The organism is Paenibacillus sp. LPE1-1-1.1, assembly GCF_040676435.1.
Taxonomy (GTDB): domain Bacteria; phylum Bacillota; class Bacilli; order Paenibacillales; family Paenibacillaceae; genus Pristimantibacillus.
This window is the reverse complement of the sequence record NZ_JBEGHY010000045.1, coordinates 49,397-67,375: the sequence shown is the minus strand read 5'-3', so window position 1 is coordinate 67,375 and position 17,979 is coordinate 49,397. Positions and strand designations below refer to the sequence as shown.

Below are 17,979 nucleotides of genomic sequence, written 5' to 3'. Positions count from 1 at the left end.
GTTTGATCAGGCTTTGCCCCTTATTAGCGTTCGCCAATCACTTTTGAACTATTCATGGCGTTGACAAGAGCGCAGCAATGAAGTAAATTAGCATCAGGTACTAGTACTTGATACTAATTTTTAGGGAGGTCCCGAGGATGACCGATAGAAATCATTCCGATATTCGCTCAAATGCCGTAATTACCGCGATTGGCTCCTATGTTCCGGAGAGGATATTAACGAATGCCGATTTAGAGGAGCTCGTCGATACGAGCGATGAATGGATCGTGCAGCGAACGGGCATACAGGAGCGTCATATCGCGTCAGATCATCAATTTACGAGCCATCTCTGTTTCGCAGCCGTCCAAGATATGATCGAACGCTACAACAAAGACGTAAACGATATCGACTATATCATCGTAGCCACCTCTACTCCCGATGCCGTGTTTCCAAGCGTAGCCTCGCAGGTTCAGTCCCATTTTGGCATCGAAAACTGCGGGTCCGTCGACTTGCAAGCCGCATGCGCCGGATTTACGGCTGCCATCCAGCTTGCTAACGGATTATTGGTATCCGGCGCTTATCGCAAGGTACTGGTCATTGGTGCCGAAACATTATCTAAAGTGACCGATTATTCTGACCGGACAACATGCATACTATTTGGTGACGGAGCCGGAGCATTCCTTATGGAAGCCTCGGATAGCGGCAGTGGAAACGTATTGCATATGTATTCTAAAACAGACGGTGCCCGCGGGCATCAGCTTTACCGCAGCAGCTTAGCTTCTGCTATAGGAGATCATGTTATTCAACCGAACGGATTAATCGTGCAAAATGGCCGGGAAGTATACCGCTGGGCTGTCAGCCATGTAGCGGAAGGGGTAAAGCAGCTCATGACGCGCAGCAGCCTTTCGGCAGCGGACATCGATTGGTTCATTCCGCACAGCGCGAATATGCGCATCATTGAAGCGCTTTGCGAGAGAACCGGCTTCTCGTTGAACCAAACGCTTTCCAGCATCAAGCTATTCGGAAATACTTCGGCAGCCTCGATCCCGCTCGCCATAGACGGCGCGGTTAAAGCAGGTACGATCAAACAAGACCAGCTTATGCTGCTGTATGGCTTTGGCGGCGGATTAACGCAAGCCGGAATCATTATCCGTTGGTCGCTCTAAGCATGTCTTGCAGCCTTATATGCGCTAGTTTCAATCCTGCCGAAACCATGCGGACATAAGGCTGCTTTCATGCCAGCTTCTACGGCTGCTGCTCATAGGCCAATTGATGGCCGTCTTCAAAGCCTTTTGCAAAACCCGTATTATAGCCATTATTAAAAACCTGGCCCAATTGCACGCGTTCGTTATTTTTTTGAGTCAGGCGCTTTCTTTGTACCGGCTTTCTGCGCTGAAGCGACTTTTTCTTACCCGCTGCCATTGATTATGCCTCCTGACGATTTTTGCGAAATCCTATTTATAAAGCTTGCCGAAGATTAACCGGGCCGATTATGGGTAATCCATCGGGAACAGCAAGAAGCTCTGAATCCGAAAGGGTGATTCGTAACCGTTCATTCAAGATCCAAGCTTCTGCTGCGAAACGGCTGACGATGGCGCGTTTCATTCCACTTTCCATATAATACATACCGCCGTCCGCTATGACGCATACCGTCCCATGCAGGATGGAATGCTGCCCGTCCCCGTGGACTAAATTCAATTTAAGCTGCGCTTCTTCCTCATTTAGTGCCGGGCCGATTGTCCATTGCCATAAATCGATTTGTGGCAAAGGAATGACAGGTCCTCTCCAATTCCCTTTAATGGCTCTTCGCATTCCGTCCTCAATCCAATAGACTTTTTCAGTCAATCCTTTTACGGCAATCGCTTGCGGGTAAAATGCGGTTTCGCCAAGCCGCGGTCCATCCCAACCCATCGCCGTGAGAACGCCAGACCGGTCGGTTGAATGATCCTGATCCTTTGCCGAAGAATACAAAAGCTCGTACGGATTATTCCATTTCCTTGTAAAATAAAGCAATCCCTGTTGGTTTTCCGCTTCTTCCTCACTGCTTGGAAGTCTCTCATCTCCAGAAGCGAAATGAACGAAAGCATCGCCTGCACAAACCAATGAAAGTCCCTGCAGCTTCACCCGAATGAAATAATCTTCTTCCACGAAGGGTCCTATAAGGCAGCCTTCATCCAAAAAACCGACCTTCTCTAGCAGATGTCGGCTAAACAGCAAGCATTTGGGGGATAAATACTCTGAAAAGCTCCATCTAGCAGGATCACTCACATTATTAATGGTTGCAAATTCATGCATGCTTTCCATACTGGTGTGATCAAAGTCATACCGTTGGCCGCCGTTCATGCCATTCGTTACCGCTCCTACCATGCCAATGTTAGAATTGCTTTGTAAGCAATTAAGCATGTTATGAAGCCAATTATCCGTGCAGACAACATTACTGCTAAGAAGTAAAATCGTCGTTCCTTTGGCCATCATCAAGCCCCTGTTCAGAGCTCCTGCCAAACCTTGGTTTTGCGGTAAAATACGATATCTTACCATTCCGTTCAGATGCTTCAAATAGTTCTCGATTCCATCGGAGGAGTTATTGTCGACGACGATGATTTCGTAACTCAAATCTGTATAATTGACAATGCTTTCGATGCATCGCTTTACGCTTTCCACCTCGTTATCGCTTGGAACGATAATGCTTGTTCCTTCAAAAAACGAATCAAAGCTATTATTTCCGGCTTGTAATCCTTGCTTGTATCCTTCCTCAAAGCCACGTTTATAACCTTCCAAGCGTTTGTTCACATTCGTTTGACCTTCGCTTTTTCTTCTGAGACGTTTGACTTTCTTTTTCGTTCGTCTCATTGGCGATCACTCCATTTCTGTCAAATGATCGATCTGTTTATCACCATATTGTATGTAGGACTTCTTTTGCCGTAACGGCACTCGTTTAATACTGGACATTTTTGCTGAACCTACTCGAATGAAATGAATAAAGGAGGATTCTGACGCATGAAGCGCTCAAAATCCTCCTTTTATTTTTAAGCTCTGCCGATTGCAATCCAGTTAATTTCTCCGCTGGGATCTTGGCTGATCCGCGTACGGATAACGGTGATTGCTGCTTGCCCGGCTTGTTTGGATTGTATGATTGCATAACATGCAGGATTATCAATCGTCGCTGTCAGCACGTAACGCTCATCCTTGAAAGGCTCTTCGAAGGAAATGACAACCGTGATTTGCTCTTCTTGTGAAGTGAAGTTAAAGGTTGTTAATCCGAACTGCTGCAGGGCAGCTCCGCTTCTTGAAGTCGTGATGACGGGAGCAAAGTTTAAAGCAGCAAGCTCAATCTGATTTGGCTGGTCAGCAGCATACCCCTGCAGCAAGCCAGGCGCCAGTTTATCAGCGGTGATGCTGCCTTCAGCAAGCTGCTCAGAGCCTACGCTTCCATACGCAAGCTTTTTCGTCGTTACGCTGCCATCCGAGAGCTGTTCCGTATCTACGCTTCCAATCGCAAGCTTTTCCGTCGTTACACTGCCATCCGACAGCTGTTCCGTATCTACGCTGCCGATCTCAAGCTTCTCTGTCGTTACGCTGCCTGCCGACAGCTGTTCCGTATCTACGCTCCCAATCGCCAGCTTCTCCGTCGTTACGCTGCCATCCCTCAGCTGTTCCGAACCTACACTCCCAATCGCAAGCTTTTCCTTCGTCACGCTGCCATCCGACAGCTGTTTCGGACCTACGCTAGCAATCGCAAGCTTTTCCGTCGTTACACTGCCATCCGACAGCTGTTCCGTATCTACGCTGCCGATCTCAAGCTTCTCTGTCGTTACGCTGCCTGCCGAGAGCTGTTCCGTATCTACGCTTCCGATCCCAAGCTTCTCCGTCGTTACGCTGCCTGCCGCCAGCTGCTCCGTATCTACGCTGCCGGCCGCAAGCTTCTCCGTCGTTACGCTGCCATCCAGCAGCTGCTTTGGCCCTACACTTCCGGTTGCCAGCTTCTCTGATGTTACGCTGCCCGCGTTCAGCTGCTCCGAGCCTATGCTCCCGATCGCCAGCTTATCCGTCGTTACGCTTCCTGCCGACAACTGTTCCGTATTTACACTCCCAAATGCCAGCTTCTCCGTCGTTACGCTGCCTGCCGACAGCTGTTCCGTATCTACGCTCCCAATCGCCAGCTTCTCCGTCGTTACGCTGCCATCTGACAGCTGCTTCGAACTCACGCTGCCGATGGCCAGCTTCTCCGACGTTACGCTGCCGGCCGACAATTGCTTCGTCCCTACGCTTCCGAACGTCAGTTTGTCTGATGTCACGCTGCCAAACGAAAGCTGCTTCGCGCCGATACTACCCGGCGCAAGCTTCTCCGTCGTTACGCTTCCGGCTGCAAGCTGCTCTGAACCCACGCTGCCATGTTCGATTTGCCCGGCTTTCACGCTTCCGATCGCAAGCTTCTCTGTCGTCACGCTGCCGTCGGAGAGCTGCTCCATCCCAACGCTCCCAAGCGCCAATTTTTCCGTTGTCACGCTGCCGCCCGAGAGCTGTTCCACGCCTACGCTGCCGGTTGCCAGCTTCCCTTTCGTTACGCTTCCTTCCGCCAGATGCTCCTCGCCTACGCATCCAAGCGCGAGCTTTTGCATCGTTACACTACCATTAGCCAGCTGCTCAGCGCCAACGCTGCCGATGGCCAGCTTTTCTGTCGTTACGCTTCCCTCCGACAGCTGCTCTTCTCGTACACTGCCAAGCGCGAGCTTCTCTGTCGTCACGCTGTAAGCATCCAACTGCTCTTCCCCAACGCTGCCGATTGCCAGCTTTTCCTTCGATACGCTGCCTGCGGCAAGATGCTCCGTTTCTACGCTTCCGATCGCCAATTTCTCCGTCGTCACGCTGCCGGCCATCAGCTTCTCGGAGCTTACGCTGCCTTGCGCCAGCTTCCCCGTGCTCACGCTGCGGGGCGCCAGCTTCTCTTCCGTTACGCATTCTGCCGACAACTGCTCTTCACCTACGCTTCGAAGCGCAAGCTTCTCAGTCGTTACGCTGCCTGCAGAGAGCTGTTCCTCGCCAACGCTTCTGAGTGCAAGCTTCTCCATCGTAACGCTTCCGGCTTCCAGTTGTTCAGAGCCAACGGATTCGATCGCGAGCTTATCAGTCGTTACGCTTCCCTCCGCGAGCTGTTCTTCTCGTACGCTGCCGATTGCCAGTTTTTCTGTCGTGACGCTGTAATCCTCCAGCTGCGCTGTTCCTACGCTGCCAAGCTCCAGCTTCTCTTTCGTTACGCTGCCCACGCTCAGTTGTTCTGTCCGTATAGCACCGTGTTCGATTTGCTCGCTGCCAACTGCAGCAGTTGACAACTTTTCACGCGTGACAGTTCCTGCAGCCAGCTGATTCGTTCCTACGCTGTTATCGGCTAATTGCTTTTGGCCAACCGATTGTTGTTTAATCTTGCTGCCGGGAATCGTATCATCCGATATTTTCTCGAACGCAAGCACTTCGTCAGCCAGATGCCCCAGCGTAATCGTACCTTTGCGAATGTGGTAACCCTGAATTGAATCAGCCTTAAAATGCTTGCCCGCCAGTGATTCAAGCTGCACATGCTCAGCCGATACCGCGCCGAAATCAATCTTCGCCCCAGTAACCGCTCCGTCCTGCAAGGCTGACTCGCTTACGCTCGCCGCATCCAAATTCTCCGCCTTCACAGCACCCAGCTGCAATTGTTTCGAGCTGACCGACAGCTCCGCGAGTTTATCCGACGTAATGGCGCCGTCCGCTACATGCGCAGTGTTCACCGCCTCTTGCTGCAATGCGGCAGCTCCGACCGAGCCGTTCTGCAGCTGTTTTTCACCAACGCTGCCTTGAGCCAGCTTTTCCTTGTTGATCGCATTTTCTGCAATATGGGAACCGTGCACGCTATTTTCACCCAAATGAATTCCAAGCACGGATGCATCCGCTAAATGACGGCTTTTTACGGCTTCCTCCGCGATTTGCTTGGACTGGACAGAGCCCGCCGATAGCTTCTCTGTGCTTATTGCGCCATCCTCCAGCGCATCTGATCCGATCGATCGTGCAATCAGATGATTGGCTCCAATTACCCGATCCTGCAAATGCGACGAATCAATCGCACCAAGCCCAATGTGATTACCGGTCACGGATCCATCCTCTAAATGATCCGATTGCACCGCTTTTGGAGCAATTTTGGCGCTTAGTACACTGCCATCCGCAAGCTTCGAGGATAAAACACTTAAATCTGCCAGCTTATCGGCCGTAACAGATTCCGGGGACAGCTTGAGCGAATTGACGATATGATCGGCCAAATGATGAGAAAATACGACGCCCGGGGCGATGTAACGCTCCGTCACGGCACCGTAAGCCAGTTTACTGCTCGTTACCGCTCCGTCTTGCAATTTCTCCGTGTCGATTGCATCAACCGACAGATGGCTATTTTCTATCAGGCCGGGCTGAAGATGCTCCCCTTTTACTGCTTTCGGGGAAATGGACTCTTCCGTCACGGCGCCTGCTGAAAAATGATACGCTCTTAACGCTTCCGGAGCTATTTTTTGAAACGTAATACTGTCATCCTTTACATGTCTCGACTCCACTGACCCGTCCGCCAGACTGGACGATGTCACTGCGCCTTCGGTTAACTTGGACTTGGTAACGGACTCATCGGCTAATTGCGTCACGCCTACAGCTGCTTTAGCGATATGTTCCTTCCGTACGGATTGCAGCGCAAGCTTATCTTCGTTTATAATGCCATCCTGCACATGCTCTCTCATAATGGCATTCGGCGCAATCTGCTCCGTCGATATCGATTCGTCCGCCAGATGCCATTGCAGAATTTGAGCTTCGGCGATTTTGTCTGATGTAACGCTGAAACGTCCTAGATGACGATTATGCACCGCATCGTTAGACAGTTTTTGTCCGTTAACACTGTGGTCTGACAGCTTTGATAAAGTAATGGCATGGTCGACGATTTTGATCGTTGATACCGATTGATCTGCCAGCTTTGCGGATGTAACGGAATGGTCTGCGAGTTTACTGCTGTTGATTTGTTCCGTACCGATGTGACCGTTCTGAACGGCTCCCACTTGAAGATGTACCGCTGCTACCGACCCTGAGGCTAGGTGCTTGGCTTTGACGGCATCCGACCGCAGCTCTCTGGCTCCTACTGATCCCTCGGCCAGATGATTGGCGGTAATTTCCCCCTGGGCTAAATGTTTTCCCTTAATAGCGCCGGGCGCAACATGATCGGCAAGCATTAAGCCTGCTTTCAAATGAATGGCGTCAATAGAAGCGGGCGCAATCTTCTCACCCGTAACCGCCTGATCGCGCAGCTTTGAGCTCGTAACGGCAGCATCGCCCAGTTTAGAGTTGTTAATGATGTCATTAGACAAATTTTCTGCACGGATCGCGCCGCTTTGTATTTTGTCCGACGTAATGGATTGGTCTTCAAGCAGCTCTGAGGTAATAATGAGCGATTTTAAATGTCTGGCTTCGATCGAACCATCGGCTATTTTGTGTGAGCTGATCGTACGATCTGCCAACTTCTCTGACGAAATGCTTCCGTCCTGCAGCTTGCTGCCGCTGATCGAGTGATCCAAAATTTTATCTCCGGAAATCGAGTGATCCGTCAAATGGAATCCCGTTACCGATTCCGGCGCGATTTTGGCGGATGTTATGGCGCCTTCCGCGATATGGATATTTTCTACGGCATAATCCGCAATGACCTCCGATTGGACGCTGCCCGCTCCGAGCTTGCTGCTTTCGATCGCGCCTGCTGCAATTTTGTCAGAGGTAACGGCGAAGTCGACCAAATCATCCGTATAAATAAACGGAGTAGGTCCCTCCGGATATTTCTTTTCCGCAAGCAGCTCCATCTTCACTTCCTGACTCATTTGCTCCTCATCCACGATTTCATAAATTTCCGTGATTTCCGATGCATCGATTTCCAGTAAATCAGGCTGCTCGTCGTCCGACAAATCTTCTTCGGTGCTTTCCACTTCCAGAGTAGCGCTAGCCGCATGAATGCTAACTTGATTCTCATCTATAGCTTTGATCGTTTGCTCTGCTGCCGGAATAAGCGCAGCGGGCTTCTTCGGTTTCGCATTCTCCAACCACTTTAATTCGGAAGTATTCGGATTATCGACATAAAAAAGCGGCTTTCGCCCCTTGGGGCTTTTCACTTTTCTGTTTCTTTTCATAGTCCTCTCCTTCTTCCACCTGAAATGTCATAGGTAATATATGCAGGTACCTATGGGCTGGCTACTCGGAGTGTCGACAAATATGGTTAAAAGCCTTCAAGCAAACAAAAAACCGCGGGAGCAAGCTGCTCTCCGCGGTTTTAAAGAAGCTGTTTATTTGGATCTGGATAACAAATATAAGAAATAGGGGGCACCGATCACCGCAACGACGATGCCGGTCGGAATCTCATGCGGCTGAAACGCCCACCGTGCCAGCGTATCCGCTACGGTAACGAGCAGGGCTCCGACGAAAGCCGATGCCGGAATCAGCACCTGATGCTGCGGGCCGACCAATCTTCTAGCCAAATGCGGAGCGATAAGGCCCACGAAGCCAATGCCGCCGCCTACCGCGACGCAGGAGCCTGCTAAGCCGACCGAAGCCGCGAGCAGCCATGCGCGCTCCTTATTCACCGCGGCGCCTAGACCGATGGCCATTTGGTCGCCAAGATTTAAAGCATTCAACGATTTCGCCTTATATTGCACAAACGGAAAAATGATGATCAGCCATGGCAGCAGCGCCAGCACGTATTTCCAGTTCGTTCCCCAAATGCTGCCAGCCATCCATACGGCAAAATACTGGTATTTTTCCGGCGTAAGACGCAAAATCAATATTTGCATCGCCGCTGTGATGCCCGCTGCGACCGCTATACCGACGAGTATCATCCGAGTAGGCAATAATCCCCGGTGCCGCTTGTAGGATAATACAAAGATAAGGATCGCCGTCAGCGAAGCACCTACCAAAGCAAGGAAAGGCATTAAGAAAATCGATCCTTTCTCCGTTGTCGGATAAAAGGAGATAAACAAAATGACGGCAAGACCGGCCCCTGCGTTAATGCCAAGCAGACCAGGATCGGCGAGCGGATTGCGGGACAACCCTTGAATAATGCAGCCCGATACGGCAAAGCCCGCTCCGATCAGGATGGAAATGACAATTCGCGGCAAACGGAAATCAAACAGGATAAGCTCCTGCTTGTCTGTCCCTGCGCCGAACAAGGTTTTGATTACGTCGATTGGCGCTAAGCGAATCAAGCCCGTATTCATGCTTATGATGAAGGATACTACGATTAAAGCGCCCAGCACCGTCATCACCAGAACCGCGCGTTTTCTTCTGCGCTGCTCCGTCGCTGAAACGAATAAAGTATTCACGCTTATTCCCCCTTCATTCTTGTTACAAGATAGAGGAAGAAAGGAACGCCGATTACTGCGATAATAACGCCGATAGCCACTTCCTGCGGCGGATTAATGATACGCCCGCCAATGTCTGCCAGAACCATCAGCAGGCTGCCGAGCACGGCCGAGCATGGAATGATCCATTTATAGTCGACGCCAACAAAAAAACGTGAAATATGGGGAATGATCAAGCCGACGAATCCGATGGAGCCTACCGCGGATACTGCCGTTCCGGCAAGCAGCAAAACAATAATGACGCCAGCCGCCTTTACGAGTCCTGTTCGCTGGCCAAGACCTGCGGCTACGTCCTCTCCTAGGCTAAGCAGGGTAATCGAACGGGACAATGCAATAGCCCCGATCAACCCGCCGATGACCCATGGCGAGACCATTTGAATTTGCTCCCATTTTGTGCCTGCGACGCCGCCTGCATACCAGAAGGCCAAATCCTGTCCGATTTTGTAATAGAGCGCTATGCCTTCCGTAAGCGCCAGCAGCAGCGCGCCGACGGCCGCACCGGCTAACGTTAGCCGAACCGGCGTTAATCCGCCCTTTGCCATCGATCCGATTCCGTAAACGAGTCCCATGGAAACAGCAGCGCCCGCAAAACATACAAACATGAGCCCCATATAGGAAATAGATGGGAAAAACGCGAAGCATAGCGCCAACATAAATCCTGCGCCAGCGTTTATGCCGAGCAAGCTGGAATCCGCGAGCGGATTCCGAGTCATTCCCTGCATAATCGAACCGGCTACGGCGAACGCAGCGCCTACCAAAGCAGCCGCAAGCGCACGGGGCATTCGAAGCTCTTTGATAATTTGATGCTGGACATTATCGGCGTCAAAGCGGAATACGCCATCCCATACGGTCGAGAGATTAATATCCGCTGCGCCGACCGAGATCGATAGAGCCAAAGAGAATAAAAGCGCCGCGACTCCGCCAAACAAAATAATCGTGGCCATTAATGGCCTTGCGCGCAGCTTGCTGCCTGCCATCGTTTTCGAGTTTAATGGAGAAGACATCTTCTAACTACCCTTCTGTATGTATACTTTGGATGAAAATTATGATTGAATTCAAGGCATATCTAATGCCCTGTTTAGAGGAATAAAAAAAAACCTGCTTCATTGATAACGATTCTCGTTTTCAATATAGCAGATTTTATATGAAGTTTCAATGAAATAATAAAGCCATTTCGTGACGAAATGGCTTCATTCTATCTTAAGGCGCGGGCCATTCCCCTATTCGCTGCGGCCGTAAACCGATCTGGGGCGAACCGGCTGATGGATGGCTTGGCCTCTTTCCCCTCCAAAATGTCAGCGGTAAGAAGCGCCGTAATCGGGCTGAGCAAAATACCGTTGCGGTAATGCCCTGATGCCATAATAACGGAAGGCATTCCGGCGATTTGCCCAAGAAGCGGCTGTCCGTCCTTGGTGGCGGGGCGCAGTCCAGCCCAGCGGTGTGCCGTTTGCCTACCCACGAGAAATGGGAACAACCGGCTGCTGCTGCGGATCAATCGGCCGATTCCCCGCTCCGTCACGCTCGTCTCGAAGCCCGATACATCCTCGGAAGCGCCGCAAACCAGGCGTGCATTATTTTTGCCGACCCAATAGGCTTGACTAGAAAAAACCATATGGCGAACTTCGGCGGCATCATGACCGAAGGAGCAGATCTGACCGCGAATCGGGTGGATCGGAATCGATAACCCGAACCATTTTTCATAAGCGCCCGACCATGCGCCCGCGCATACAACCAGCCGATCCGCGTGCACAAGGCTTTTTAAAGCTTGAGCGCGTACCGATACCCCGCCGCTCTGATGAACAAGCACATCCTCTATTTGGCCGGCATGCTCAAGAATGCGAACGCCAAGCTTGCGGCAGGCCGATTCAAGCGAGGTAACCAGCTTCGGAGCATACACATGGCTCTCTTTAGGCGTGAACACGCCGGCAACCGCCGAAGGCGCAATCATGGGCTCCAGCTTCCGAAGCTGCGCCGCATCGATAAGCTGGGCCTCGGCCCCCCATCTATTTTGCCAATCCAGTCTGGATTGTATCGGAAGTACGTCCGCCTCATGCATAAACACATTCACGCTGCCGCTTTGCACCCACTCCGCCGACATGCCCGACCCATCCTCGACAGCTTTAATCCACTCCGGGTAGCTTTGAAGGCTGCTTAAGCATAGATGAAAGAAATCGTCCGGCTGCTCGGTGTTTTCAGAATAAGGAGCAAGCATGCCCGCCGCTGCGCCGGATGCTTGGCCGCCCAGTCCATGCGGCTCGATGAGCGTTACGAGCATCCCTCTTCGTGCCGCTTCAAAGGCGCAGGACAAGCCGATAATGCCGCCTCCGAGGATAATGACCGTTTGCGGCATTACTGCTCCCCTCCGCTTCCAGCCGCTGCTTCAAACAGGGAGCCGGCCCAATCGCTGCTTGCCGAGGCATAACGCTTCTTCGGAATGCGGCCCGCCAGCCTCGCAAGGCGTCCCGCTTCTATGGCTAACCGGAACGCGCGGGCCATCATGACCGGGTCCTGCGCTTTGGCGATTGGCGTATTCGCTAAAATCCCGTCTGCTCCCAGCTCCATCGCCTCGGCAGCATCCTTGGCCGACCCAATGCCCGCATCAATGATAACGGGTACGCCTGCCTGCTCTGTAATTAGACCTAAATTATAAGGATTGAGAAGTCCGAGACCTGATCCGATCGGGGAACCTCCGGGCATGATCGCAGACGCACCCGCTTCCTCAAGCCGCCTGCACAAAATCGGGTCGTCCGAAGTATAAGGAAGCACGGTGAAGCCATCTTTGGCCAGCTTTTCCGTTGCGCGCAGCGTTTCAATCGGATCAGGCAGCAGCGTCCGGTGATCGCCGCTGATTTCAACCTTAATCCAATTGCCAAGTCCGGCTTCCCGTGCCAGGTGCGCGATTCGTACGGCCTCTTCAGCAGTTCGTGCTCCCGAGGTATTCGGTAAATAAATAATGCTTCTATCCTCAAAGTGCTGCAGCACAGAGTCGTCTTCCACGCTTTCAAGATTGACTCTTCTCACCGCGAACGTGATGACCTCCGAGCCCGATGCTTCCAGCGCTTCTTGCAGTACGGCGGGACTTGGAAACCGGCCCGTTCCGAACAAAAATCTCGATTTCAGCGTTTGACCGCCGATAACGAGCGGATCCTCGCTCATCCAATCTTTCATTCCTCTCAGCCCCCTCCGACAAAATGAACCAACTCAATCGATGCACCGTTTTGCAGCTCCGTTTGCGCCCATAAAGCGCGCTGTACGATGACCCCGTCAAGCTCAACGACAAGCTTCTTGTTCTGCTGCCCAAGCTGGATAACCAGCTCCTCAACCGTTCTTGCGCTGCACTGCTCTTCGCGGCCATTGATTTTGAGCCTCTTTTGTTCAAGGGCAGAGCCGCGGCGCGCGGCTTCAATCCGCTCTAAGAAAGAGCGGCATACGCCGGCTGGGTCAGCATGACCGACAATCGCCGAGACGGCGCAAATCCGCTCGGCGCCCGCAGAAAGCACAGTATCAACATTGCCTAGCGTAATGCCGCCGATCGCGACGAACGGGATCGACACATGGCGTGCGGCCTCCTGAACATAGCTTGTCGTGACAGCGGCGCGGCCAGGCTTCGTATCGGTTGGAAACACCGGTCCGACGCCGATATAGTCTGCCCCATCCTGTTCGGCTGCCAGCGCCTGCTGCAGGTTATGCGTGGAAATGCCAATAATGCGGTCAGGCCCGAGCAGTGCTCTTGCCTCGCTGATCGGCATATCCTCTTGCCCTAAATGAACGCCGTCCGCATCAACCTCAAGTACGATATCCGGATAGTCATTGATAATGAAAGGCACTTGATATTGCCGCGTCAGCTCGCGCAGCGCCTTGGCCTGTTCCAGCACTTCTTCCCTTTTGCCCGTCTTATTGCGAAGCTGCACAATCTGGGCTCCGCCGATCAATGCTTGCTCCATCACTTCGACGACCGATTTTCCAGGATGATTGGGTTCCGCTGTAATCGCGTACAGCCGAAAATCTCGCCAAGCCGGTCTATTCATTCTCCCACGCACCTCTCTAACATCAAAGCCTTGTCTCAGCCTTGCATTAAATATGTTTTGCACAGCTTTATTGCATTCTCGGCATCGCCTGTACCTTGCACGAGCACACGCCCATCCGGAAAGAGAATGAGCTGCTCGCCGCTTGGAAGCTCTGCTTTTACTAAATAGCGATTAACGGTAAGCCGGCATCCCCTTCTGCCTAGCGACTTCTCCAAATCGCCAAGAAGCAGCGGCCTCCCTAGCGTCACCTGCACCGTATCTCTCCCGCATAACACGGTTGAGCCGATTGCGTCCTCCCCGGTTGGATCAGCTTCTTCATCTATAAGCTCCGCGGTCCGCACATGTCCCAGGCCGCAATGCGCACAATGAGAATTTCCTTGCGGCAGAACCGATTCTCTAAGCCTAAACGACCATAAATCAACGCTTAGCCATGTTCCGCGAATCGCTGCTTGATTGCCGGACAGCCATTTAACGGCTTCTCCTGCCTGCAAAGAGGCAATGAATTCAACGGCTGGCGCAAGCACGCCCACCGTATCGCAGGTGTCTCCCTCGCTGTCAGAATCCTCGGAACCGATCAAGCAGCGCAGGCACGAGGTCTTGCCGGGTATAAGCACCGCCTGCATGCCCTGTGCGCCGGCTACACCGCCATAAATAAATGGGATGTCTTGTTTAAAGCAAATATCGCTGAGCAGCAGCCTTGTCGCCGCATTATCCGTTCCGTCAAGCACGAGATTTACGCCCCGCGCCAGCGATTCGATATTCGACGCATTCACATCCGCAACGGCAGCCGAAACGGTTACGCTGCTGTTGATTTTTCTCAGCTTATTGGCCGCTGCGGCTGCCTTCGGCAAAACAGCGATCGCATCTTCTTCATCAAACAGCATTTGACGCTGCAGGTTGCTCGGCTCAACAAAGTCCCGGTCAACCAATCTGACCTCGCCAACGCCTGCACGCACCATATGCTGTGCTAGCGATGCGCCGAGCGCGCCGACACCGACAATGAGAACCGTGGCAGCAGCCAGCTTGCGCTGGCCTGCTTCACCGATCGGAGCAAATCTCGTTTGCCTGGAATAGCGGTCCGTCATGGGGAACTCGGCGATATCAGCCATAAATCATACTTCCTGAAGACTTAAATGCTTCCGACTTTTCCTTCATGCCCGCTTCAATCGCCTCGGTCGTTTCCATTCCGTTCTGCGCCGCATACTCCCGAATGTCCTGCGTTATCCGCATGCTGCAAAATTTCGGGCCACACATGGAGCAGAAATGGGCTGATTTCGCGGCATCGGCAGGAAGCGTCTCATCGTGGTAGGCCATCGCACGCTCTGGATCAAGCGAGAGATGGAACTGATCGCGCCACCGGAATTCGAAACGCGCTTTGGACAACGCATCATCGCGCAGCTTCGCCCTTGGATGGCCTTTTGCCAGGTCCGCCGCATGGGCGGCGATTTTATACGTAATTACGCCTTCCTTCACATCTTCCTTGTTCGGTAGACCGAGATGCTCCTTCGGCGTTACGTAGCAAAGCATTGCCGTTCCAAACCATCCGATCATCGCGGCGCCGATCGCCGATGTAATATGGTCATAGCCTGGGGCGATGTCCGTCGTAAGCGGTCCTAGCGTATAGAAAGGCGCTTCGTCGCAAACCTCCAGCTGACGGTCCATATTTTCTTTAATAAGATGCATAGGCACATGCCCCGGGCCTTCGATCATGACCTGTACATCATGCTTCCATGCGATTTTTGTCAGCTCTCCCAGCGTATCGAGCTCAGCGAACTGCGCGGCATCGTTGGCATCGGCAATCGATCCCGGCCTTAGTCCGTCGCCAAGCGAGAACGACACGTCGTATGCCTTCATAATTTCACAGATCTCTTCAAAATGCGTATACAGGAAGTTTTCTTTATGGTGAGCCAAGCACCATGCCGCCATGATCGATCCCCCGCGCGATACAATGCCCGTAACGCGCTTCGCCGTAAGCGGTATGTAACGCAGAAGAACGCCTGCGTGAATCGTAAAATAATCAACGCCCTGCTCGGCTTGCTCGATAAGGGTATCGCGGAATACTTCCCAGCAAAGATCCTCCGCTTTGCCGTTAACCTTCTCTAGTGCCTGATAGATAGGCACTGTTCCTACCGGAACCGGCGAGTTGCGGACGATCCATTCTCTGGTCGTATGAATATTTTTTCCCGTGGACAAATCCATTATGGTATCGGCGCCCCAGCGGGTTGCCCAAGTCATTTTCTCTACTTCCTCTTCAATCGAGGATGCAACGGCGGAATTGCCGATATTCGCATTGATTTTAACGTGAAAATGACGTCCGATAATCATCGGTTCACTCTCAGGATGGTTGATGTTCGTCGGAATGATGGCCCGACCGGCTGCGATTTCGCTGCGGACGAATTCCGCGCTCATTCCTTCACGGATGGCGATATACTCCATTTCCGAAGTAATAATACCCTTGCGCGCATAATGAAGCTGCGTCACGTTTTGTCCGGCTTTTGCCCGCAGCGGCTTTCGTGACAAGCCTGGGAACAGCTCTGCGCCCCGCTCCCTCGCTTTATCCTCCGATATAAACCCGTTGTCCTCCGGCTTTATTTCCCGGCCCTCATAGGCCTCGACATCGCCGCGTTCGTGAATCCATTCGTTGCGGAAAGGCGGCAGCCCGCGGCGGACATCCGCCTCATGGCCTTCGTCGGTATAAGGGCCGCTCGCATCATAAACTCTTATAGGCTCATTCGGCGTCTCTTCGCCGTTTCTTCCCGAGCTTGCCTCAAGCGCGATTTCCCTCATTGGTACACGGATGCTTTCCTTCGAGCCAGTCACATAAACCTTACGGCTTCCCGGAAGCGGAGTAGTAATAATTGACATAAAAAAACCTCCCAAGTGGATAAATTAGAATTTCTCCTGGAGGCATATGCAAGCATATAAGAAAGTTTAAAGCACCGCTGCTTCTGCACGCATCGTAAGGCTGCATGAACTGCAATCGCTGGAGCGCGCCAGGCTCCTTCGGAGTCTCCTTTAGGAGAAGCCCCGCAGTCTGCCCAACAAAAAAAACCGCTCCAGCGAAGGAGCGGTCGAAGTGTGTCGTCATGCGAGTGTGACCATGCCAAGGAGTCCCCGGGCAGATCCACTCCGCTAATTCTAGATATCTATCTGACAAGCAGCTGATATCCGCGGAGCTTTCACGCGCTGTAGCATAAACGCACAATCCCACTTTCCTACGCTGGCATAACCCAGATCAGGTTCAAAGGGACCAAAGCGTTTCGCTTTATCTCAGCCATGACGGCGCCCCTAGTGGATTTCCTTGTTTGACTATAACGTTTTGCGGAGAAATGTGTCAACCCTCTATTTCCTAAAAGCTTATAAAAGCACCTTGTTACAGGCCGCTTTCCTTAAGCAGCTTCACCCACCGGTCCGCCGTATGCCGCCATGTGAATGTTTGCTCTACCCGCTCGCGGCTTTGGCGGCCCAGCTTCTGTCGAAGCTGTTTATCCCGAAGGAGCTCATTGAGCCTTTCTCGCAGCTCACGCTCTATATTGGACTGATTCACCAGATAACCCGTTTCCCCGTTTCGAATAATTTCCTTCATTCCGCCGGCACGCGTCGCTACGACGGGAACGCCGCATGACATCGCCTCGACATTGACAAGTCCGAATGCCTCACGGGCTCCGGAGGGGACGACTACGACATCGGCAACGAGCATCCAGCTCGGAACTTGGGTATAAGGCACATAGGGCACAAATCGGACATGGCCAGGGCATTTACGCCCCAAGCGCTCCAGCTTGCGCGCATACGCCGTTTTACGGTGCGAGCCGTAAAACGGGCTACCCACTACGACAACGACAAGCTCAGGATGGCTTTTTGCCAGCTGCGGTACGATGTTGAGCAAATGGTGGACGCCTTTAAGCGGAATAAGCCTGCCCATAAATAGCACGACCTTTTTCCCGCTCAGTCCGCGTTTCTGCCTCAGGTTTTCTCTTTTTGCAGCGCCCTCGGACGAGTATTGCGAAGGAAACCGGTACGTATCCACTCCTGGATAGATGACACGGAGCTTTGATGCGACCTCGGGTGCTTTGGACGCGACGATCCGCCGAAGGAACTCGCTGTTGACAATGATTTTGTCCGCAGCCTGCAAGCATTTATGCAATTGCGAGGATGAAATATAGGGGGATGAAATGAACGTGGAAGAATGCAAATAAAGCCAGACGCGTTTGCCTGGATTCATTCGCTTCATCGTTAGGACAAACTGCGGCCGGTTCTCGACATCAATGATTTGAGGCGAATACCGCCGCACAGCGCGTCCTACTTCTCGAATATACCGCTGCTTGTTGCCAGCTCCAAAACGCTCACAAACAACGCCGTTAAATTGTCCCTTCCGGGGCAACCGCTTACTTAATCTTCCAAATATCCGCGGTTCGGCATAAGGCTTCAGCAGCGGAGCGAATTTCTCTACCACCCGTTCTACGGAGCTGCTTCCAGACGACGGGATCGGAAAAGAGCCCGGGGTGACAATCGCCACTTTAGTAGGTGCCATTTATTGAGATGCCTCCTAAATGATCTGCTTTTTTTGCAGT

12 protein-coding genes and 1 riboswitch are annotated in these 17,979 nt (G+C 52.4%); of the genes, 1 reads left to right on the top strand and 11 read right to left on the bottom strand.

What is annotated here, in order from left to right; translation table 11 throughout:
- Positions 1-137: 137 nt before the first annotated feature.
- Positions 138-1,145, top strand: a complete 1,008-nt coding sequence (locus MRBLPE1_RS29280; protein WP_364152885.1) for a ketoacyl-ACP synthase III — start codon at positions 138-140, stop codon at positions 1,143-1,145.
- Between the two features lie 79 nt (positions 1,146-1,224).
- On the opposite strand, the gene MRBLPE1_RS29275 is transcribed toward MRBLPE1_RS29280, so the two are convergent.
- The 11 genes from MRBLPE1_RS29275 to MRBLPE1_RS29225 all read right to left on the bottom strand — a co-directional run bounded on the left by MRBLPE1_RS29275 (position 1,225) and on the right by MRBLPE1_RS29225 (position 17,939).
- On the bottom strand, positions 1,225-1,401 hold the full coding sequence (locus MRBLPE1_RS29275; protein WP_364152883.1) for a hypothetical protein: 177 nt from the start codon (positions 1,399-1,401) through the stop codon (positions 1,225-1,227).
- A 36-nt stretch (positions 1,402-1,437) separates the two neighbouring features.
- The gene (locus MRBLPE1_RS29270; protein ID WP_364152880.1) at positions 1,438-2,829 is read right to left on the bottom strand and encodes a glycosyltransferase family 2 protein; all 1,392 of its coding nucleotides are present in this window, start codon (positions 2,827-2,829) and stop codon (positions 1,438-1,440) included.
- A gap of 176 nt (positions 2,830-3,005) precedes the next feature.
- Positions 3,006-8,156: a WIAG-tail domain gene (locus tag MRBLPE1_RS29265; RefSeq protein ID WP_364152877.1), complete on the bottom strand. Its 5,151-nt coding sequence runs from the start codon at positions 8,154-8,156 to the stop codon at positions 3,006-3,008.
- A gap of 153 nt (positions 8,157-8,309) precedes the next feature.
- Complete coding sequence (locus MRBLPE1_RS29260) at positions 8,310-9,281, bottom strand: FecCD family ABC transporter permease (protein WP_414698941.1); 972 nt, start codon at positions 9,279-9,281, stop codon at positions 8,310-8,312.
- 62 nt (positions 9,282-9,343) lie between these two features.
- Positions 9,344-10,384 carry a FecCD family ABC transporter permease gene (locus MRBLPE1_RS29255; protein ID WP_364152871.1) on the bottom strand — a complete coding sequence of 347 codons (1,041 nt, stop codon included), beginning with the start codon at positions 10,382-10,384 and terminating at the stop codon, positions 9,344-9,346.
- Positions 10,385-10,575: 191 nt separating this feature from the next.
- Complete coding sequence (gene thiO / locus MRBLPE1_RS29250; protein WP_364152869.1) at positions 10,576-11,730, bottom strand: glycine oxidase ThiO; 1,155 nt, start codon at positions 11,728-11,730, stop codon at positions 10,576-10,578.
- Positions 11,730-12,536, bottom strand: coding sequence for a thiazole synthase (locus tag MRBLPE1_RS29245; RefSeq protein ID WP_364153612.1), 807 nt, complete (start codon positions 12,534-12,536; stop codon positions 11,730-11,732). The genes thiO and MRBLPE1_RS29245 overlap by 1 nt, the downstream gene beginning before the upstream one ends.
- Before the next feature lie 17 nt (positions 12,537-12,553).
- The gene (gene thiE, locus MRBLPE1_RS29240) at positions 12,554-13,408 is read right to left on the bottom strand and encodes a thiamine phosphate synthase (RefSeq protein WP_364152867.1); all 855 of its coding nucleotides are present in this window, start codon (positions 13,406-13,408) and stop codon (positions 12,554-12,556) included.
- 35 nt (positions 13,409-13,443) lie between these two features.
- Positions 13,444-14,517: a ThiF family adenylyltransferase gene (locus MRBLPE1_RS29235; protein WP_364152864.1), complete on the bottom strand. Its 1,074-nt coding sequence runs from the start codon at positions 14,515-14,517 to the stop codon at positions 13,444-13,446.
- Positions 14,510-16,273 carry a phosphomethylpyrimidine synthase ThiC gene (gene thiC, locus MRBLPE1_RS29230; RefSeq protein ID WP_364152862.1) on the bottom strand — a complete coding sequence of 588 codons (1,764 nt, stop codon included), beginning with the start codon at positions 16,271-16,273 and terminating at the stop codon, positions 14,510-14,512. Before thiC ends, MRBLPE1_RS29235 begins: the two co-directional genes overlap by 8 nt.
- 330 nt (positions 16,274-16,603) lie before the next feature.
- Positions 16,604-16,708: riboswitch (TPP riboswitch) on the bottom strand.
- A 73-nt stretch (positions 16,709-16,781) separates the two neighbouring features.
- Positions 16,782-17,939: a glycosyltransferase family 4 protein gene (locus MRBLPE1_RS29225; RefSeq protein ID WP_364152860.1), complete on the bottom strand. Its 1,158-nt coding sequence runs from the start codon at positions 17,937-17,939 to the stop codon at positions 16,782-16,784.
- Between the last annotated feature and the right edge of the window lie 40 nt (positions 17,940-17,979).